This window comes from Streptomyces sp. NPDC020490 (assembly GCF_044335305.1).
Lineage (GTDB): Bacteria > Actinomycetota > Actinomycetes > Streptomycetales > Streptomycetaceae > Streptomyces.
Genome location: NZ_JBIRUY010000004.1, coordinates 16,270 through 35,221, shown reverse-complemented (window position 1 = coordinate 35,221; position 18,952 = coordinate 16,270). Strand labels below are relative to the sequence as shown.

Genomic DNA, 18,952 nt, shown 5'->3' with positions numbered 1-18,952 from the left:
GGCGAGCCACGCGTCGTTCCGCAGAGCGGCACACGCGCTTACGCGGGGTGGGTGACGCGGGAGAGCGTGGCCGCATGCTTGCCGCCACCGCTGTTTCCCAGAGCGCGACCGACCCGCTGGCCGGCCTCGTGCTCGGCGACGTTCCCCCGCCCGGGCCCCGGCCCGGCTGGTCGGTCGTCCGGGTCGCCGCCTCCTCGCTGAACATGCACGACCTGTGGACGCTGCGCGGCGTCGGTCACCCGCCGGACCGGCTGCCCATCATCCTCGGCTGCGACGCCGCCGGCTGGGACGAGGACGGCAACGAGGTGCTCGTGTATCCCGTCATCGCCGACCCGGACGCCGGGATGGGCGACGAGACCCTCGACCCGGGGCGGGCGCTGCTGTCGGAGCAGCACGACGGCGCCTTCGCGGAGTTCCTGTCCGTCCCCACCCGCAATCTGATCCCCAAGCCGTCCTGGCTGTCCTTCGACGAGGCCGCCTGCCTGCCCGTCGCCTGGGGCACCGCCTACCGGATGCTGTTCACCCAGGCGCGGATCCGGGCCGGCGACCGGGTGCTGGTGCAGGGCGCGGGCGGCGGTGTCGCGTCGGCCGCCATCAGGCTGGCCGTGGCCGCGGGCGCCGTCGTCTACGCCACCAGCCGCAGCGAGGAGAAGCGGGCCGAGGCGCTGTCGTGGGGCGCGCGGGCCGTCGTGCCGACCGGGGAGCGGCTGCCGGAGCGCGTGGACGTGGTGATCGAGACCGTCGGCGAGGCGACCTGGTCGCACTCGCTGAAGTCCCTGCGCCCCGGTGGCACCGTGGTGATCGCGGGCGCCACCAGCGGCATGAACCCGCCCGCCGACCTGGGCCGCGTCTTCTACCTCCAGCAGCGGATCCTCGGCTCCACCGGCTGCACGCGCAGTGAGCTGGTGGCCCTGCTGAAGATGCTGGACGCCACCGGCGTCCGTCCGGTCATCGACCGCACGCTGCCGCTGGCCGAGATCCACAAGGGCTTCCAGCTCATGATCGACGGCCGGCTCACCGGAAAACTCGTCGTCCACCCCTCCCCCTCGGCCTCCTGAGGAGCACCGTCATGACCGCCGCCGTTGTCGGCCTGTCCCACTCCCCCCTCATCGGCAAGAACGACCCGGCCCCCGACGTCGTCGCGGCCGTGGACGCCGCCGTCGACGAGGCCCGTGCCTTTGTCCGCGCGTTCGACCCGGAGCTGGTCGTGCTGTACGCGCCCGACCACTACAACGGCTTCTTCTACAAGGAGATGCCGCCCTTCTGCCTGGCCACCGAGGCGCACGCGGTCGGCGACTTCGGCTCGTCCGCGGGCCCGCTGTCCGTCGACGCCAAGGCCGCGCAGGCCCTGGCGCGCGGGGTGCTCGACCGGGGCGTCGACCTGACCGTGTCGGCACGGATGACCGTCGACCACGGCTTCACCCAGCCGCTGGAGGTGCTGTTCGACGGCATCGCCAACGTCCCCGTCGTGCCCGTCTTCGTCAACGGCGTGGCCACCCCGCTCGGCCCGGTCAGCCGCATCCGCGCGCTGGGCACGGCCGTCGGCGAGGCCGCGGCCGAGCTGGACCGGCGGGTGCTGTTCATCGCCTCCGGCGGTCTGTCCCACGACCCGCCGGTGCCCGTGCTGGAGGGCGCCCCGCCGCGGGTCGCCGACGCCCTCATCGAGGGGCACCCGCCCACGCCGGAGCAGCGGGCGCGCGGCGAGGAGCGCGTCATCCAGGCCGGCCGGGACTACGCGGCGGGCTCGACGCGGATGATCCCGCTCTCCCCGGAGTGGGACAACCTCGTCCTGGACACGCTGGCCGACCGCGGACGGCTGCCGGAGGTGGACTCCTGGACGGTGGACTGGATGGCCGCCGAGGGCGGCGGCTCCGCACACGAGGTGCGCACCTGGATCGCCGCGTTCGCCTCCCTCGCGGCCACCGGCGCCTACCGGATGACCTCCCGCTTCTACACTCCCGTCCCCGAGTGGATCGCGGGCTTCGCGGTGGCGACGGCGCAGCAGGAAGCGGGCCGGTGACCACGGACCCCCGGGTGATCGACGAGGCCGTGCGCCGGCTGGAGAGTGCGGCCGCCGAGCGCCGGCCCTGCGCGCCGGTGCGCGACCTCCTCGGGCGCGGGGACGTGGCGGCCGCCTACGCGGTGCAGCGCGAGCTGACCGCGCGCCGGCTGGCCGGCGGCGCGGTCGTGACGGGCCGCAAGATCGGGCTCACCTCGCCCGCGGTACAGCGCCAGCTCGGGGTGGACCAGCCGGACTTCGGCGTCCTGTTCGCCGACATGGACGTGTCCGGCGTCGCCGGGCGGGTGCCGGTGTCGCGTCTGCTGCAGCCGAAGGCGGAGGCGGAGATCGCCTTCGTCCTCGGCGCGGACCTCGACGCCGACGGCCTGGACGCGATGGCGGTCCGCTCGGCGGTCGCGTACGCGGCGCCCGCGCTGGAGATCGTCGACAGCCGTGTCGCGGACTGGGACATCACCATCACCGACACGGTCGCCGACAACGCCTCCAGCGGCCTGTACGTGCTGGGCGCCGAGCGGCTGCCGCTGAGCGCGTTCGAACCCCGCGCGACGACGATGCGGATGTACGCGGACGGCGTCCTCGTCTCGGAGGGCGACGGCGCCGCCTGCCTGGGCGACCCGCTGAACGCGCTGGCGTGGCTGGCCCGCACGGCGCGCGAGTACGGCGACCCGCTGCGGGCCGGCCAGGTCGTGCTCTCGGGGGCGCTCGGCCCGATGGCCGTCATCGCCCCAGGCGTCACCGTGCGCGCCGAGATCTCCGGACTCGGCACGGTGACCGCCGCCTTCACGGACTCCGCGGACCCGGCTCGGTCGGCGGCCACGACGACGTGATCGCCGGCACCGCCCCGGACCCGGTGGGCTGAAACCTGCCCGACGCCGTGGCGTCAACTTGGCCGGACGGTTTCCGCCGGTTGAACGGCACGCGGCGGCGTCGGGCCGATGAGAGAACGGTCACATCGGGCGGGCGGAGCACCGATCGGCGGGGTTCGGACGGAGGCCGTTCCGGGGTCGGTCCGGGGTCGGTCCGGGGCCGGTCCGGGGTCGGCCGGGCATGGAATTCCGTCAGCCCGGCTGGGCGGCACGCCGTCCGGACGGTACGGCAGGCGGGCGGAGGACCATGTGCCGGCTCGGCGGAACGGGGCGACGCACCGGCCGCCGGGCACGAAGCGGCCCGGCGGAGAGCTGGTCGACGGGCGGCGGCGCGAGAGCGCCGGGGGCGTGGGCCCCGATCAGGGCGGATCGACGAGGGACCGCCCCATCCGGCGTCAGGACCTCGTCGTGTCCGCCGCAAGCTACTCGCGGCTGGGGCGGAGTCTCGGCCCCGGCGGCGGGCGGAGCATCCGCGTCAGGCGACGGGCGGAGCATTCGCGCAGGTCGACGGCCGGGGCCGTTGCGTCAGGCGACGGCCGGGACCGTTGCGTCAGTCGGCAGCCGGGACCGTTGCGTCAGTCGGCAGCCGGGACCGTTGCGTCAGTCGGCAGCCGGGACCGTTGCGTCAGTCGGCAGCCGGGGCCGTCGCCCGGCGCGGAGCGTGGTCACGGCAGCCCGGTGGACGCCATCAGCCCCGTCGCGCACGGCAGGCCCCGTCGCGCACGGCAGGCCCCGTCGGCGGTGCGCGGCGCGATCGCGTCGGCCCTCGGAGTGCCGACGCGCGGTGTCACCCCGTCGGCAGGGCGGTGCGCAGGTCGGCCGGGTGGTGGGCGGCGCGGGGGCGGGGGGCGCGGACCGTCCAGGCGCGGGAGGCCGCCGCGGCGATGCGGCGCATGTCGGCGCTGAGGCGGCGGGGGTCGAACTCACCGCAGCGGCCGGCCACCGACAGTCCCGCGACCGCCCGGCCGCCGTGCCCCAGGACGGGGACGGCCACGCAGTTCAGGCCGCGCTGGCTCTCCTGGTCGTCGTAGCCGACGCCGGTGCGGCGGATCCGCTCCAGCTCGGCGGCGAGCGCGTCCGGGTCGGTGATCGTGTGCTCGGTGAAGCGCTGCAGGGGCGTGGAGGTCACCTGGGCCGCGGCGCGGGAGTCGTAGGCCAGCAGCACCTTGCCGACGGCGGTGGCGTGCGCGGGCAGCCGGCCGCCGATGCTGGAGGGGACCGGGGCCGGCCGGTGACCGTAGAGCTTGGCCAGGTAGACCACGTCGGTGCCGTGCAGCACGGAGAGGTGGACGGTCTGCCGGGTCAGTTCGTACAGGTCGGTCAGGAAGGGCAGGAGCACGTCGCGGATGCCCTCGTACCCCGGGGCGTACACCGCGCGCCCCAGGTCGTGCAGGCGTTCGCCGAGACGGTAGTCGGTGCCGACCCGCTCCACGACCCCGTTGCGCTCCAGCATGCCGAGCACCCGGTACGCGGTCGACTTGCTCAGCCGCGCCCGCCGGGCGAGCTCGCTCACGCCTACCCCGCTGCTCGCCCGGTCGCCGAAGGCGATGAGAAGACTGATCGCCTTGTCGACGGCGGCCCGGTCGTCCCGGGACGTGCTGGCGACGGGGGAGGTCATGGTTGGCTCACCTCAGTTTCGAGGGGTCCGCGTCAATTTGAGTACACGGTGTGGAAACATTTACGTGACACAGGATGCGAGCCGGGCGGCGGTTCGTCAACAATGACAACATGCACATTAAAAGTGACGCCCTGGCTCGCGAGAACGAGCTCGTGGCCCGCAACGTCCGGCGCTTCCGGCTGGAGCGGGCCATGTCCCTGGGCGACCTCGCCCGCCGCTCGGGCCTGTCGAAGCAGACCCTGTCGAAGATCGAGCAGGGCTCGGGCAACCCCACGGTGGAGACGCTCTCCCTGCTGGGCGCGGCCCTCGACATGCCCGCCCGGCGCCTGCTCACCGAGTGGGGCACCCCGGTCTACGTCCAGCGGCACGCCGAGGGCGAGTGGAGCGACGCCCGCGGCTGGTCGGAGCGCCTGCTCGACGAGACGTACGGCTCCGGCTACGTCCGCACGCTGTCCCTGCGCATGGAGCGCACGGCCGGCGAGCCCGCGGTCGTCGAGCCGCACTCGCCGGGCACCCTGCACCACGTCTACGTGATCACGGGCAAGGTCCGCACCGGGCCGGTCGTGGAGCCGGTGGACCTGGCGGCCGGGGACTTCGCCCGCTTCCCGGGCGACGTCCCGCATCACTTCTCCTGCCTGACCGACCGGGCCACCGTGCACATGGTCACCACGGTGCCGCAGATCCGCCGGGCGAGGCCGACCGTCGTGAAGGGCGGCGCGCCCGGGCAGGACGGCTAGGGCCGGCCTGCGCGGTCACAGGCGGGCCTCGTAGCGGTGGACGCCGGGGCCCGCGACGGTCCGCGTGCCGTCGGGCAGGCGGACCTCGGCGTCGGTGCCCGGCGGGACCTCCACCGTCAGCGCGAAGCGGTCAGCGTGCCGCTCCCAGGCGGAGCGGACGGTGCCGTGCTGGCAGTCGTGACGGGCCGACGCCGAGGTCAGGCCGCCGCCGGGCCGCGGGGCGACGACGAAGCGCCGGTATCCCGCGCCGGCCGCGCCGATGTCGTCGGGGTCGCCGGGCAGGCCGGGGTCGTCGGGGTCGCCGGGCAGGCCGGGCAGGCCGGGGTCGCCGGCGTCGCCGGGCAGGCCGGGGTCGCCGGGCAGGCGTATGCCGGCGACGTACTGGTGGAGGAAGGAGACGACGGCGCCCTTGCTGTAGTGGTTGTACGACATCTTGGGGCGGCCGTGTTCGTCGGTGCCCTCCCAGTCCTCCCAGATGGTGGTCGCCCCCCTGTCGATCATGGCGAGCCAGGAGGGCGGCGTGTCCCGCAGCAGGAGCTCGTAGGCGAGGTCGAGGTGGCCGTGGTCGGCGAGCACCGGCAGCAGCAGCGCGGTGCCGAGGAACCCGGTGGACAGCTGGGTCCCGGCGGCGCGGACCAGTTCCGCCAGCCGTCCGGCAGCGCGGGCCCGCTGATGGGGCGGGACCAGCCCGAAGGCGAGGGCGCGGACCAGGGTGGCCTGGGTGTCGGGGACGGTGCCGCCGTCGGCGCGGAGGTACTCGCGGCGCCAGGCGGCGCGGGCGCCGTCGGCGACGCGGCGGTAGCGGGCGGCGTCGCCGCGGTGGCCGAGCAGGGCGGCGACGCGGGCGAGCAGGCCCGCCGACCGGCACAGGTAGGCGGTGGCCACGTCGCCGCGGTCGCGGGCGGGGTCCAGGTCGGGGGCCACGCCGGGTTCGAGCCATTCGCCGAAGTGGAAGCCGGTGTCCCACAGGAACTCCTCGTGCGCCGCCGGGTGCGGGCGGGCGGCGGCCCGGTCCGGGTGGCGGCGGGTGCGGGCCTGCCCGGCGGCGTACTCGACCCAGGCGCGCATGGACGGGTACTGCTCGCGCAGCAGGTCCCGGTCGCCGTAGGCGCGGTAGATCTCCCAGGGCACGATGACGGCCGCGTCGCCCCAGCCCGCCGAGCCGTTCAGGCCGCACTCGGCGGACGCGCGGCGGCCGGCCTCACCGGCCGGGTCGGGCACGAAGTTGGGCACGACGCCGTCGGCCCACTGGTCGGCGGCCAGGTCGCGCAGCCACTTGGCGGTGAACCCGGCGACGTCGTAGAGGAAGGCGGCGGTCGGCACGAACACCTGCCAGTCGCCGGTCCAGGCGGCCCGCTCGCGCTGCGGGCAGTCGGTGGGCACGTCGCACGCGTTGCCGCGCAGGCTCCACACGGCGGCCTCGTGCAACCGGTCGACGCGTGCGTCGCTGCAGGTGAACCAGCCGGTACGGGTCAGGTCGGTGTGGACGACGACGCCGGTGACGTCGTCGGCGGTCAGCGGGCCGGGGTGGCCCTCGACGCGCACGTAGCGGAACCCGTGGGTGGTGTGGCGGGGTTCGAACACCTCGCCCGCGCGGCCCGCGGAGACGACCGTGTCGACCTGGCCGGCGGGCAGCGGGCGGCGGGTGGCCCAGTCGAAGGCCCGGATGTTGTCGGTGGTGACGTCGCCGTCCTCGTCCAGCGCCTCGCCGTGGACCAGGGTCAGGCGGGTGCCGGCCGGGCCGAGGCCGGCCAGCCGGACCCAGCCGTTGATGTTCTGCCCGAGGTCCACGACGTGGCGGCCCGGCCGCGGTTCGCTCACCCGTACCGGCCGGATCTCCGCCACCCGCCGTACGGGCGGCGCGGTGGGACCGGTCAGGCGGGTGAGGTCGGCGTACAGGCCGCCCTCGGCGGGGTGGGCCTCGTCCCAGCCGCTGTCGTCGAAGCCCGGGTCCGCCCAGCGCGGATCGTGCGCGCGCAGATCGGTGTGCTGACCGTCCATCAGGTCGGCGGCGAGGACGGCGCCGCGGGCGCTGCGCCAGTCGGTTCCGGTGCCGATCACGGTGCGGGTGCCGTCGGTGTGCGTCACCACGAGCTGGACGAGCAGGGCGGTGCGGGTGCCGAACCCGTCCGCCTCGCGGGCGAAGCCGTGCCGGCCCCGGAACCAGCCGTCGGAGAGCACCGCGCCGATCGCGTTGTCGCCGGTGGTGAGCAGGCCGGTGACGTCGTACGTCTGCACCTGGAGGCGGGAGCGGTAGGCGGTGAAGCCGGGGGTGAGTTCGGCGTCGCCGACGCGGCGGCCGTTGAGGAAGAGTTCGTACACACCGTGCGCGGTGGCGTACACGCGGGCGGTCCGTACGGGCCTGCCGAGGCCGAAGCCGTGGCGCAGGAGCCGGGCCGGGCGGTGGCCGGGTTGGGCGGGCGTGGTCTCCGCGGGTTCGATCCAGCGGGCCCGCCAGTCGTCGGGGCGCAGCAGGCCGGTCTCCCACCAGGACGGCTCCGACCAGTCGCTCTCGCCGAGGTCGGTCCACACCTTCACGCGCCACTCGGTGCGGGTGGCGGAGGCCGGGGCGGGACCGCCGTAGCGCACGTAGGTGTTGGCGGGTGAATCGACCCGCCCCGAGTCCCAGTCGCCCGCCCGGACGCGGTGGGCGAGCTGGCGTGCGGCGCCGCGCGGCAGTCGCCAGGACAGGCGGGGCCTGGGCTCGGACGTGCCGAGCGGGCGGTCGAGGTGGTCCACACGCAGGTGGGTGGGGCGGGTCGGGGACACGGGGTTCCTTCCGGTGTGCGGTGGCTCAGGCGGCGGGCGCGGCGGGCGTGGGAGCCGGTACGGCCTGGGCGTCGGGGGCGTCGGCCCGGGCGGTCTCCGAGGGGCGGCGCAGCCGCGGGATGGCGAGGGAGACGAGCAGGCCCACGGCGACGACGGCGGCCATCGCCAGGTAGCCGTGGGTGAACGCCCGGTCCTGGTAGAAGGCGGTGCCCTGCACCACGGTGGAGTCGGCCGCCAGCACGGTGAAGAGGAGCTGGCTGGTCAGGGTGAGGAAGACCTGGGTCAGCAGGGCGGACATGCCGTTGGCGGCGGCCTGCTCCTCGGGCGAGACGACCGACACGATCATGGCCTGCTGGCCGGACATCAGGATGCCGCCGCCGAGGCCCATCACCACGCCGGTGACGACGATCTGGGTGGCGTCGCGGTGGAGGTACGCGGCCAGCACCATGCCCGCCGTGAGGATCGCCAGGCCGAGGTACCAGACGGTGCGAGGGCTGACCCTGCGGACGGCGTTGCCCACGGCGACGCCCGCGGCGAAGGTGACCAGTCCCGCGGGAATGCCGACCACCGCGTTGTGGGTGGTGGTCCAGCCCAGGCCGTCGGAGACGTGCGGGATGGCGGGGAACAGGGCGAGGAAGATCAGGATCGTCTGCGACGCGAAGTAGGCGGCCTGCGGCACGGAGGATCCGATGAGGACCGTCGCCACCGGTCGGCGTCCGAGCATCCGCAGGTCGAGGATCGGGGCGGCGACCTTCAGTTCCAGGACGGCGAAGACGGCGAGCGCGGCCGCTCCCCCGGCCAGCGGGCCGGCGACCCCCGCGGAGGTCCAGCCCCAGTCGCGGCCCTGTCCGAGCGCGAAGACGACAAGGGCGAGGCCGCCGCCGAGCAGGCAGGCTCCCGGCCAGTCGAGCCTGCCGGCGGCGGCCCGGCGCGGCGTCTCCGGCACGCACAGCAGCATCGCGATGGCCACGACGGTCGAGCCGACGAGGAACCACAGCGCGCCACGCCAGCCGAAGGCGTCCAGCAGCCAGCCGGACAGCAGCGGGGTGAGCAGGGCGAGCACGCCCACCGAACCGGCCACGGTGCCCAGCGCGACGGCCACCTTCCGGGGCGGGAAGAGGTCACGGACCGCGGCGAGCACCAGGACGGCGACCGGTCCGTACAGGCCGCCGATCACCCGGCCGGCGACCATGGCGGGATAGCTCGGGGCGAGGACGGTGATCACGTCGCCCACCAGGCCGGCGGCCGCCAGTACGAGCATGACGCGGCGTTTGCCGCAGGTCTCGCCCAGCCGCACCGCGAACGGCGTCGCCACGATCGTGGCCAGGGTGAAGGCCAGGCTGAACCAGGCGATCTGCGTGGTGTGGAAGTGCTGGGCGATCTGCGGCTGCGCGTTGGCGGCGACGATGCCCGCCACCACCAGGAGCTGGCCGGGCCAGATCAGCGCGGTGAGCCTGTGCAGTTCGGCGGCGCTCCAGCGCTCGGTGCCGGTGGTGGCGGCCGTCGGGCCGGTGGCAGGCGCCTGCTGGGAGGCGGTCTGCGGCCGCGCCGGGTCGGGCGAAGTGTTCATGGTGGCTCCGGAGGGAGGTCGGCGCTTCGTCACGCCGAGGTTCCGGACGATGATGCGCACCGAAAACCGAGTGCACTAGGTTTTTGTGGAGTGATCCAGGTCACACAGCCGACGGGGGCGGATGCCACCCGGGCGCTCTCCGGCACCGCCGAGTGGTTACGGTGAACCCCATGACCAGCAGCACCCGGGGCCCGCGCGGCAGTTACTCGGTCGGCATCGCCAGACGCCGGAAGATCGTGCAGGCGGCGGCCGAGCGGTTCGCGCAGGAGGGGTACCACCGCACGGCGCTGAGCCGAATCGCCGAGGACGTCGGCATCACCGAGGGCGGTCTGCTGCACCACTTCCGCAGCAAGAAGCACCTGCTGCTGGCCGTCATGGAGCACCGTTTCGCCACCGAGGCGGAGTGGTGGGCAGGGGTGCCGGACGACGCCGACGGGACGGAGGTGCTGCGCGCCATGGTCGCGGCCACCGAACGCCACCTGGCCGAACCGGGGCTCATCGAACTGTTCGTGCTCACCTCGGCGGAGGCCGCCGACCCCACCAGCGCCGCGCACGCCCTCTTCGCCGACCGCTACCGGCGCGCGATCGACGAACTCGCCCACCTCTTCCGGCTGGCCGTGGAGCGCGGCACGCTGCGCGAGGACACCGACTGTGCGGCGGTCGCCCGGGAGTGCATCGCCGTCAGCGACGGCCTGCAACTGCAGTGGGTCATCTCCCAGGGCTCCCTCGACCTGGCCGACGCCGTGCGCCTGCACGCGGACCGCATCGCCCGCACGATCACGCCCGACGGCCGGGGCCTGTGATCCTGCCCGCGGGAGCGTCCCGGTCCCGCGGGAAGCCGGTGCGCGGGAACGCGAAAAGGGCCCCGCAGGCTTTCGCCTGCGCAGGCCCTCCGCACCGTCGGGACGACAGGATTTGAACCTGCGACCCCTTGACCCCCAGTCAAGTGCGCTACCAAGCTGCGCCACGTCCCGGTGCCCGTCTGACCTGGGGTTTCCCCTGGCCGAGCGCGCAGAAGAACAATACCGCACTCGGCTCGGTGATCGCGCACCGCTTTCCGTCCCCGGGCCGTCGCGAACTTCCGTCACCGGGCCGCCGCGACTTTCCGTCACCGGGCCGCCACGACTTCCGTCACCGGGCCGCCGCGACTTTCCGTCACCGGGCCGTCGCGACGTCACCTGCCGCAGTTGACCTCAAGTTTGGTCGAGGTTGCACGATCGACTGCATGACGATCACCCACACACACCGGCACATGTACACGTACGAGGACCTGCCCCGGCTGATGGGGCTGATGACGGGCGACGAGAAGCACGGCCCGGCGGCGACGTCCACGCTGGACGCGCTGTGGGTGCTGTACGACCGCGTGCTGCGGGTGACCCCGGAGCGCGCCGAGGATCCGGAGCGGGACCGGTTCCTGCTGTCCAAGGGCCACGGGCCGATGGCGTACTACGCGGTGCTGGCCGCCAAGGGCTTCGTGCCCGTGGAGTGGCTGCCGGGCTTCGGCTCCTACGACTCCCCGCTCGGGCACCACCCCGACCGGCTGCTCGTGCCGGGCGCCGAGATCGGCAGCGGGTCGCTCGGGCACGGGCTGCCGATCGCCGTCGGCACGGCGCTGGGGCTGCGCGCGCAGGGCCTGCACGAGCCGCGCGTCTGGGTGCTGATCGGGGACGCCGAGCTGGACGAGGGCAGCAATCACGAGGCGATCGCCTTCGCCGGACCGGCCGGCCTCGGGCAGCTGCACACGGTCGTCGTCGACAACGCCTCCGCCAGCCACGCCCGGCCGGGCGGCATCGCGGCCCGCTTCGAGGCCGCGGGCTGGTCCGCGGTCACCGTCGACGGCCGCGACCACCGGGCGCTGTACGACGCGTTCACCGCCCCGCATCCGGGCCGCCCGCACGTGGTGGTGGCCCGGGTGGAGCCGAAGCACTCCTGACAGAAGGGCTCTGATCTTCCATGGACACCATGCGTGACCGTTTCGCCGACGTCGCCACCAGGCTGCTGGACGAGGATCCGCGCGTCGCGGTCGTCATCGCCGAGGTCGGCAAGGACGGCTTCGCCGAGGCACTGCGCCGGCATCCGGACCGGGTCGTGAACGTCGGCATCCGCGAGCAGCTCCTGGTCGGGGCCGGCGCCGGGCTGGCGCTGACGGGTCTGCGGCCCGTGCTGCACACGTTCGCCTCCTTCCTCGTCGAGCGGCCCTTCGAGCAGGTCAAGCTGGACCTCGGGCACCAGGGCGTGGGCGCGGTGCTGGTGAGCGCGGCGGCGTCCTTCGACTGGCCGGCCGGTGGATACACACACATGGCGCCGGGCGACGTGGCACTGCTGGACACCCTGGACGGCTGGACCGTGCACGTGCCGGGGCATCCGGACGAGGCCGAGACCCTGCTGCGGCACGCGGTCGCCGCGGGCGACGACAAGGTGTACGTCCGGCTTTCCCTCCAGACGAACGACCGGCCGCGTGAGGTCGACGGGCGGCGCTTCCGCACGGTCCGCGAGGGCGGCCGCGGTGTGGTCGTCGCCGTCGGGCCGCTCCTGGACGAGGTGCTCACGGCCACGGAGGGGCTGGACGTGACCGTGCTGTACGCGACGACCGTGCGGCCCTTCGACTCGGCCGCGCTGCGCCGGGCCACCGAGGCGGCCGGGACGGACGTCGTCCTGGTCGAGCCGTACCTGGCGGGCACGTCGACGGCCGCCGCGAACGACGCGCTGGCCGATCTGCCGCACCGGGTGCTGGGCCTGGGCGTGGGCCGCCGCGAACTGCGCCGCTACGGCCGCATCGAGGAGCACGTCGCCGCCCACGGCCTGGACGCGGGGTCCCTGCGGGAACGGATCGCCGGCTTCGTCGCCGGCGGGCGGGTGACGGCGGGGGTGTGACGGCGTGAGCGTGAGCCGAGCCGCGGCCCCGGGCGTTCGCGCCCCCGAGGTCCGCGCGTTCGTGCCCCCGAGGTCCGCATGTTCGTCCCGCCGGGCGTGCGTCGCGGCGGCGGCGGCTCCGCGACCGGCTCGGGTACGTGCGCGGGTGGCAGCCGGAGCCCCCTCCGCACCGGCTGCCACACTCGCCCTCGGATCATCACACGCGGCACTGACAACGCCCCCGCGTCTCACTCCGCGGCCGGCAGCCCCAGTGCGGGGTGGGCGTCGAGCAGGCGCGGCGGGGCGGCCTGGCGCCAGGAGTCGGCCAGGATGTCGCGCAGCTCCGCCTCGTCCTCCAGCGCGGCCAGACGCACCCGCACCCAGGCGAACTGCGCCTCGTGGCCGGCGATCCAGAACTTCCCCGGCTCGGCCAGGACCAGTTCGTCGCGCTCCTCCTTGGGGCAGCGCACGGCGATGGAGGTCTCGTCCTCGGGCAGCGTGGCGAACATCTTCCCCGCCACCCGGAACGTGGGCATGTTCCAGGCGGTCTTCTCCGTCGTGTCCGGCAGGGACAGGGCGATACGGCGTACGTCTTCGGCGTCCGGCATGTCTCGCACCGTAGTCCCTGGCACTGACATCGAGTCACCTGGTCACAGCGGTGCCCCGGCCGGCTCGGCGGCGCCGAGCCGCTTGTAGTAGACCGAGGTCGGCCGCAGCGCGCCGTCGGGGGCGGCCGCGTAGTCCGGGATCGCGCCGACGCGGGTCCAGCCGGCCGAGCGGTAGAGGTGCTCGGCGAGGCTGTCGGTCTCGGTGTCCAGGTGCAGCAGGGTGATGCCCGCGGCGGCGGCCGCCTCCTCGGCGGTGGTCAGCAGCCGGCGGCCGAGGCCCCGGCCGCGGGCGTCGCGGTGCACCATCAGCTTGACCAGTTCGGCTCGGTGGCGGCTGTTGGGCTTGTCCGGGAAGACCAGGCTGACGGTGCCGAGCGTCCGGTCCCCCTCGCATGCCGCCCACACCGCCAGCCGTCCGCCGGCCGTCTCCGCGGCGCGCTCCGTCCACCAGTCGAGGGCCGCCGCCCGGTCGAGCGGCGCGAGGAAGCCGATCGAGGCGCCGCCGTGCACGGTGTCCACCAGCAGGTCGGCCAGTTCCTCGACGCGTGCCGCCAGCGCGGCCCGGTCCAGCCGTCGCACGATCACGGCAGCACCACCGCCAGCACGTACCGCACGCCCTCGGGACCGGGGCACCGGAACCGCGTCGGCCCCCACACCCGCAGCCGCAGGCAGTCGCCGGTGCCGAGACGGTGCTCGACGTCCTGCGCCGTCACCTCCAGCGCCCCTTCCAGCACCCAGATGTGCTGTTCCAGACCGGGTACGGGCGGCCGGTCGTAGGCGATGTCGGCGCCGGCGGCGAGCCGCCCCTCGACCAGTTCGCCGCGCAGCCCGGCGTGCGGCGGTGACACGGAACGCCGTACGAAGCCGGAGTCCCGGTCCCGCCACACCGGCTGGTCGGCGGCGGGCACCAGCAGCGCGTGCTCCGCCTCCACCTCGCTGAGCAGCTGCGACATGGTCCGCCCGTAGACGTTGCACAGGCGGTTGAGGAGGGCGGCGGTCGGGCTGATCTCCGCCCGCTCGGCCCGGGACAGGGTCGACCGGCTGACTCCGCTGCGCTCGGCCAGCTCCCCGAGCGACCAGCCCCGCTCGGCCCGCAGTTCGGCCAGCCGGGCGCCCAGGCGGGCGTCGACGGGGTCGGGCTCCGCGTCGAGAACATCTTGTTTCATATCCGGGATGATATCCCGGATATGAAACAAGGGTGTCTGTGGGCGCGTCACTCCCGTCCGCCGAACGCCGCGAGCGTGCGTTCCAGCGCCGGGAGCGCCCGTACCACCCGCTTCGACCGGATCAGCAGGTCCCACGCCGGCTCGAACTTCTTCCAGCCGCCGGCGTACGCCAGGTGCCGCAGCCGCTCGTGCCGGCCGGGCTGGGCGGCCGACCCGCGCCAGATGTTCGACCAGCGGTAGAACTCGCGGTACGCCCGCCAGTAGCCGTCCTCCAGCTGACGCGCCGTCATACCCTGCGGCCGGTAGACCACATGACGGGTGTCGTAGAGGTCCCAGTCGCGGTGGAGGATGCGCCCCTCGGAGTGGAGCTGCCGCCACAGGCCGGTCGAGGGGTACGGCGTCATGATGTGGAAGGTCGCCGTCTCGATGCCCTGCGCGACCGCCCAGTCCACCGTGCGGTCGAAGACGTCGGGGCCGTCCTGGTCCAGCCCGAACACGAAGCTGGCGTTGACCATGACCCCGGCGTCGTGCAGCCGCCGGACCACCGCCGCGTAGTCGGCGCCGATGTTCTGGTCCTTGCGGCGCTCGGCGAGATTCGCGTCGTTGACCGTCTCGAAACCGACGAACAGGCTGCGCAGCCCCGCCTCCACGGCCCGCTCCAACAGCCCCGGCTTGAGGATGGCGTTGACCGTGGCCGCCGCCTGCCACAGCCGGCCCGAACCGCGCATGCCGTCGAACAGGGCTTCGGCGAAACGGCGGTTGCCGAACAGGTGGTCGTCGAGGAAGTAGAGGTGCCGGCCGGGAAGGCGGTCGATCTCGGCGAGGGCGTCGTCGACGGCCTGCGTGTAGAAGGACTTGCCGCCCTCGAAGAAGGCGTCCTTGTAGCAGAAGTCGCAGTGGTGCGGGCAACCGCGCGATACGACGATCGAGTTGGGGACCAGATACAGGTGACGCTTGATCAGGTTTCGCCGCACCGGCGGCAGTCCGGCGAGAGTGCGCCGCGTGGAGTCGTAACGGCGGGCGGGGACGCCGTCGCGGAAGTCCTTCAGGAACAGCGGCCAGGTGTCCTCGCCGGGGCCGGTGAAGATCGTGTCGGCGTGCGCCGCCGCCTCGTCGGGGAGCGAGGTGACGTGCAGGCCCCCCATCGCGACGTGGACGCCCCGGGCCCGGAAGTGGTCGGCCATCTCGTAGCTGCGCCGGGCCGAGGTGATGTACGGCTGGATCACCAGCAGGTCGGGGGTGCCGAGGGCGTCGAGGTCGAGGCGCTCCACGTGTTCGTCGTGGAGCGTGACCTCGTCGCCGGGGTCCAGGTAGCCCGCGAGGGTCGCGAGGCCCAGGGGCGGGAACAGCGAGTACTTGACGGGCCGGAACAGCGGGCTGGTCGCCTCGGTCAGGGCCGGGAGGATCATCGTCACACGCATGACGTCCGAGACTGCGTTCGACCGGCCGCCGGTTCCCGCAGGCCCAGGAGGGCCCCGGCAGGGAAGTGCTCGGACAGGCCCTACGCCCGTGCCGCCGCCCGCAGCGCCTCGAGCACCGGCCGGATCAGCGGATGCTCCTCCGCCCCGCGCCGGACGGCCGCGAAGACCCGGCGGGTGGGCGCGACCCCGTCGACCGGGCGGACGACCACCCCGGTCAGGTCCGTGCCCCGCAGCGCCGAGCGCGGGACCAGGGCGACGCCCGCGTCGGCCGACGCCAGGGCGACGACGGCACGGAAGTCGTCCGAGGAGTGCTCCAGGCGGGGCTGGAACCCCGCGGTCTCACAGGCCAGGACCACCACGTCATGGCACGGGTTGCCGGGGTAGGGGCCGATCCACGGGTCCTTGGCCAGGTCGGCGAGGGGAATCTCGTCCGCGTCGGCCAGCCGGTGGCTCACCGGGACCACCGCGTCGAAGGGCTCGGCGTACAGCGGCATGTGGGTCAGCCGCGGATCGTCCGCCGCCGGCGCCCCGCGGTACTCGACGGCGACCGCGACGTCGACCTGCCGGTCGAGCACCATCGGCAGGCTGGCGTCGCCCTCGGCGTCCCGCACCCGGATGCGGATGCCGGGCACGGAGTCGGCGAGGCGGGCCACGGCGGGCGCGACGACCTGGGCGATGCCGGTCGCGAAGGCGGCGACGGTGACCGTGCCCGCCGCGCCCGAGCCGTACGCCGCCAGCTCGGCCTCCGCCCGCTCCAGCTGGGCGAGGACCGCGTTGGTGTGGCTGAGCAGGATCTCGCCGGCCGGGGTCAGCCGTACGCCCTTCGCGCCGCGCTCCACCAGGCGGTGGCCCGTCTCCTGTTCCAGGGCCGTGAGCTGCTGGGAGACCGCGGAGGGGGTGAGATACAGCGCGGCGGCAGCCGCCGTCACCGTGCGGTGGTCGGCCACCGCACGGAGGATGTGGAGCCGCCGCGCCTCGATCATGGATGCGATTATCGCAAGGTTCCGGCCGGTCAGCCGTCAGCCGTCAGCCGTCCAGTTCCGCCCGCGCCGCGACGAACGCGTCGACGGCGCGGTCGACGTCGTCGGCGGAGTGCGCGGCGGACAGCTGGACGCGGATGCGGGCCTGGCCCTGCGGAACGACCGGGTAGGAGAAGCCGATCACGTACACGCCGCGTTCCAGGAGGAGTTCCGCGAGGCGGGCCGCCTTCGACGCGTCGCCGATCATCACGGGCGCGATGGGGTGGTCGCCGGGGAGGATCTCGAAGCCCGCCTCGGTCATCCGGCGGCGGAACAGCGCAGTGTTCTCCGCCAGCCGCACCCGCAGGTCGTCCGCCGACTCCAGCAGGTCGAGCACCTTCAGGGAGGCTGCGGCGATCACCGGGGCGAGCGTGTTGGAGAACAGGTACGGGCGCGAGCGCTGCCGCAGCAGGGCGACGATCTCGGCGCGGGCGGCGACGTAGCCGCCGGAGGCGCCGCCGAGCGCCTTGCCCAGGGTGCCGGTGACGATGTCGACGCGGTCCATGACGCCGTGCAGCTCAGGTGTGCCGCGGCCGCCGGGGCCGACGAAGCCGACGGCGTGCGAGTCGTCGACCATGACCATGGCGTCGTAGCGGTCGGCGAGGTCGCAGATCTCGCGCAGCGGGGCGACGTAACCGTCCATGGAGAAGACGCCGTCGGTGACGACCAGGCGGCGGCGCGCGCCGGACGCCTCCTTCAGCCGCGTCTCCAGGTCCGCCAGATCACGGTTGGCGTAGCGGAAGCGGCGGGCCTTCGACAGGCGGATGCCGTCGATGATCGACGCGTGGTTGAGCGCGTCGGAGATGACCGCGTCCTCCGGACCGAGCAGCGTCTCGAAGACGCCGCCGTTGGCGTCGAAGCAGGAGGAGTACAGGATCGTGTCCTCCTGGCCGAGGAACGCCGACAGGCGTGCCTCCAGTTCCTTGTGCACCTCCTGGGTGCCGCAGATGAAGCGCACGGACGCCATGCCGTAGCCCCAGCGGTCCAGTGCCTCGTGCGCGGCGGCGATCACCTCGGGGTGGTCGGCCAGGCCCAGGTAGTTGTTGGCGCAGAAGTTGAGCACCTCGCCGGGCCGGCCGCCCGCGGTGACCTGCACGGTCGCGGACTGCGGGGTGCCGATCACCCGCTCGGGCTTGTGCAGCCCGGCGGTGCGGATCTCATCGAGGGTGGTACGCAGGTCGTCTCGGACGGAGTCGAACATGAGGGGGCTCCTGAAGGTGCCGACGGAGGAAGGGTGCCGACGGAGGAAGGGGATCAGACGGTCCAGTCGAGGATGATCTTGCCGCCGGTGCCGCTCGCCGCGTCGGCGAAGGCCGCCTCGAAGTCACGGTAGCCGTAGCGGCCGGTGATCACGGGGGCGAGGTCGAGGCCGCCTTCGAGCAGCACCGACATCGCGTACCAGGTCTCGAACATCTCACGGCCGTAGATGCCCTTGATGGTGATCATCGAGGTGACGATCCGGGCCCAGTCGACGGGGAACTCCTGCGCGGGCAGCCCGAGCACGGCGATCCGGCCGCCGTGCGTCATGTTGGCGATCATGTCCCGCATGGCCTCGGGCCGTCCGGACATCTCCAGGCCGATGTCGAAGCCCTCGCGCAGCCCCAGCTCCCGCTGCCCGTCGGCGATGTCCGCCTCCGACACGTTCAGCGCGAGGGTCACGCCGATCTTGCGCGCGAGGTCCAGCCGCTCCTCGCTGACATCGGTGATGACGACGTTGCGGGCGCCCGCGTGGCGGGCCACGGCCGCCGCCATCAGGCCGATCGGTCCGGCGCCGGTGATCAGGACGTCCTCGCCGACGAGCGGGAACGACAGGGCCGTGTGCACGGCGTTGCCGAACGGGTCGAAGATCGCGGCGACGTCGAGGTCGACGGGGACGCGGTGCACCCAGACGTTGCCGGCGGGCAGGGCCACGTACTGGGCGAAGGCGCCGTCGCGGCCGACGCCGAGCCCGACGGTGGCCCGGCACAGGTGACGGCGCCCGGCCAGGCAGTTGCGGCACTTGCCGCACACCAGGTGGCCCTCGCCGCTCACCCGGTCGCCGGCCTGGATGTCGGTGACGTCGCGTCCGGTCTCGACGACCTCGCCGACGAACTCGTGCCCGACCACCAGCGGGGTGCGGATCGCCTGCCGCGCCCAGCCGTCCCAGGCCCGGATGTGCAGGTCGGTGCCGCAGATACCGGTCCGCAGGACCTTGATCAGTACGTCGCCGGGTCCTACCGCGGGCTCGGGCACGTCCGCGAGCCACAGGCCGGGTTCCGCCTTCTGCTTGACCAGCGCCTTCAACGCTACGGCTCCTGTGGGTGAG

17 protein-coding genes and 1 tRNA gene are annotated in these 18,952 nt (G+C 74.0%); 7 read left to right on the top strand and 11 right to left on the bottom strand.

Going from position 1 to position 18,952, the window contains the following annotated elements:
- The first annotated feature begins 74 nt into the window (after positions 1–74).
- From ACH4ZX_RS06585 to ACH4ZX_RS06575, 3 genes are read left to right on the top strand one after another with little or no spacing between them, the layout of a single operon-like run.
- Positions 75–1,058, top strand: coding sequence for a zinc-binding dehydrogenase (locus ACH4ZX_RS06585; protein ID WP_398268498.1), 984 nt, complete (start codon positions 75–77; stop codon positions 1,056–1,058).
- An 11-nt stretch (positions 1,059–1,069) separates the two neighbouring features.
- Positions 1,070–2,020 carry a 3-carboxyethylcatechol 2,3-dioxygenase gene (locus tag ACH4ZX_RS06580; protein ID WP_398268495.1) on the top strand — a complete coding sequence of 317 codons (951 nt, stop codon included), beginning with the start codon at positions 1,070–1,072 and terminating at the stop codon, positions 2,018–2,020.
- A complete protein-coding gene (locus tag ACH4ZX_RS06575) occupies positions 2,017–2,847 on the top strand; it encodes a 2-keto-4-pentenoate hydratase (RefSeq protein ID WP_398268492.1) in 831 nt (276 codons plus the stop codon). Before ACH4ZX_RS06580 ends, ACH4ZX_RS06575 begins: the two co-directional genes overlap by 4 nt.
- 826 nt (positions 2,848–3,673) lie before the next feature.
- Here the strand turns inward: ACH4ZX_RS06575 and ACH4ZX_RS06570 are convergent.
- Positions 3,674–4,504: an IclR family transcriptional regulator gene (locus ACH4ZX_RS06570; RefSeq protein WP_398268489.1), complete on the bottom strand. Its 831-nt coding sequence runs from the start codon at positions 4,502–4,504 to the stop codon at positions 3,674–3,676.
- Between the two features lie 110 nt (positions 4,505–4,614).
- On the opposite strand from ACH4ZX_RS06570, the gene ACH4ZX_RS06565 reads away from it, so the two are divergent.
- Complete coding sequence (locus ACH4ZX_RS06565; protein WP_398268486.1) at positions 4,615–5,241, top strand: helix-turn-helix domain-containing protein; 627 nt, start codon at positions 4,615–4,617, stop codon at positions 5,239–5,241.
- Between the two features lie 15 nt (positions 5,242–5,256).
- Here ACH4ZX_RS06565 and ACH4ZX_RS06560 read toward each other — a convergent pair whose 3' ends face one another.
- Positions 5,257–8,010, bottom strand: a complete 2,754-nt coding sequence (locus ACH4ZX_RS06560) for a family 78 glycoside hydrolase catalytic domain (RefSeq protein ID WP_398268484.1) — start codon at positions 8,008–8,010, stop codon at positions 5,257–5,259.
- A gap of 25 nt (positions 8,011–8,035) precedes the next feature.
- Entirely contained in the window at positions 8,036–9,580 is a 1,545-nt protein-coding gene (locus ACH4ZX_RS06555; protein WP_398268481.1) for an MFS transporter, read from the bottom strand.
- A 170-nt stretch (positions 9,581–9,750) separates the two neighbouring features.
- Here ACH4ZX_RS06555 and ACH4ZX_RS06550 point away from each other — a divergent pair, with 170 nt between their 5' ends.
- Positions 9,751–10,383 carry a TetR/AcrR family transcriptional regulator gene (locus tag ACH4ZX_RS06550; RefSeq protein ID WP_398268478.1) on the top strand — a complete coding sequence of 211 codons (633 nt, stop codon included), beginning with the start codon at positions 9,751–9,753 and terminating at the stop codon, positions 10,381–10,383.
- Between the two features lie 97 nt (positions 10,384–10,480).
- Here the strand turns inward: ACH4ZX_RS06550 and ACH4ZX_RS06545 are convergent.
- Positions 10,481–10,554, bottom strand: a tRNA-Pro gene (locus ACH4ZX_RS06545).
- Positions 10,555–10,805: 251 nt separating this feature from the next.
- Here ACH4ZX_RS06545 and ACH4ZX_RS06540 point away from each other — a divergent pair.
- Positions 10,806–11,513: a transketolase gene (locus tag ACH4ZX_RS06540; RefSeq protein ID WP_398268475.1), complete on the top strand. Its 708-nt coding sequence runs from the start codon at positions 10,806–10,808 to the stop codon at positions 11,511–11,513.
- Between the two features lie 20 nt (positions 11,514–11,533).
- Positions 11,534–12,454: a transketolase family protein gene (locus ACH4ZX_RS06535; protein WP_398268472.1), complete on the top strand. Its 921-nt coding sequence runs from the start codon at positions 11,534–11,536 to the stop codon at positions 12,452–12,454.
- Positions 12,455–12,681: 227 nt separating this feature from the next.
- On the opposite strand, the gene ACH4ZX_RS06530 is transcribed toward ACH4ZX_RS06535, so the two are convergent.
- The 7 genes from ACH4ZX_RS06530 to tdh all read right to left on the bottom strand — a co-directional run bounded on the left by ACH4ZX_RS06530 (position 12,682) and on the right by tdh (position 18,930).
- The gene (locus ACH4ZX_RS06530; RefSeq protein ID WP_398268469.1) at positions 12,682–13,041 is read right to left on the bottom strand and encodes an MmcQ/YjbR family DNA-binding protein; all 360 of its coding nucleotides are present in this window, start codon (positions 13,039–13,041) and stop codon (positions 12,682–12,684) included.
- A 42-nt stretch (positions 13,042–13,083) separates the two neighbouring features.
- Entirely contained in the window at positions 13,084–13,626 is a 543-nt protein-coding gene (locus ACH4ZX_RS06525) for a GNAT family N-acetyltransferase (RefSeq protein ID WP_398268466.1), read from the bottom strand.
- Positions 13,623–14,207, bottom strand: a complete 585-nt coding sequence (locus ACH4ZX_RS06520) for a helix-turn-helix domain-containing protein (protein WP_398268463.1) — start codon at positions 14,205–14,207, stop codon at positions 13,623–13,625. The genes ACH4ZX_RS06525 and ACH4ZX_RS06520 overlap by 4 nt, the downstream gene beginning before the upstream one ends.
- 47 nt (positions 14,208–14,254) lie before the next feature.
- A complete protein-coding gene (locus tag ACH4ZX_RS06515) occupies positions 14,255–15,628 on the bottom strand; it encodes a B12-binding domain-containing radical SAM protein (protein WP_398268460.1) in 1,374 nt (457 codons plus the stop codon).
- Between the two features lie 80 nt (positions 15,629–15,708).
- Positions 15,709–16,611 carry a LysR family transcriptional regulator gene (locus ACH4ZX_RS06510; protein ID WP_398268457.1) on the bottom strand — a complete coding sequence of 301 codons (903 nt, stop codon included), beginning with the start codon at positions 16,609–16,611 and terminating at the stop codon, positions 15,709–15,711.
- Positions 16,612–16,654: 43 nt separating this feature from the next.
- On the bottom strand, positions 16,655–17,848 hold the full coding sequence (locus ACH4ZX_RS06505) for a glycine C-acetyltransferase (protein ID WP_398268454.1): 1,194 nt from the start codon (positions 17,846–17,848) through the stop codon (positions 16,655–16,657).
- 53 nt (positions 17,849–17,901) lie between these two features.
- Positions 17,902–18,930 (bottom strand): L-threonine 3-dehydrogenase, encoded by a 1,029-nt coding sequence (gene tdh, locus ACH4ZX_RS06500; RefSeq protein ID WP_398268451.1) that lies wholly within the window; start codon positions 18,928–18,930, stop codon positions 17,902–17,904.
- Between the last annotated feature and the right edge of the window lie 22 nt (positions 18,931–18,952).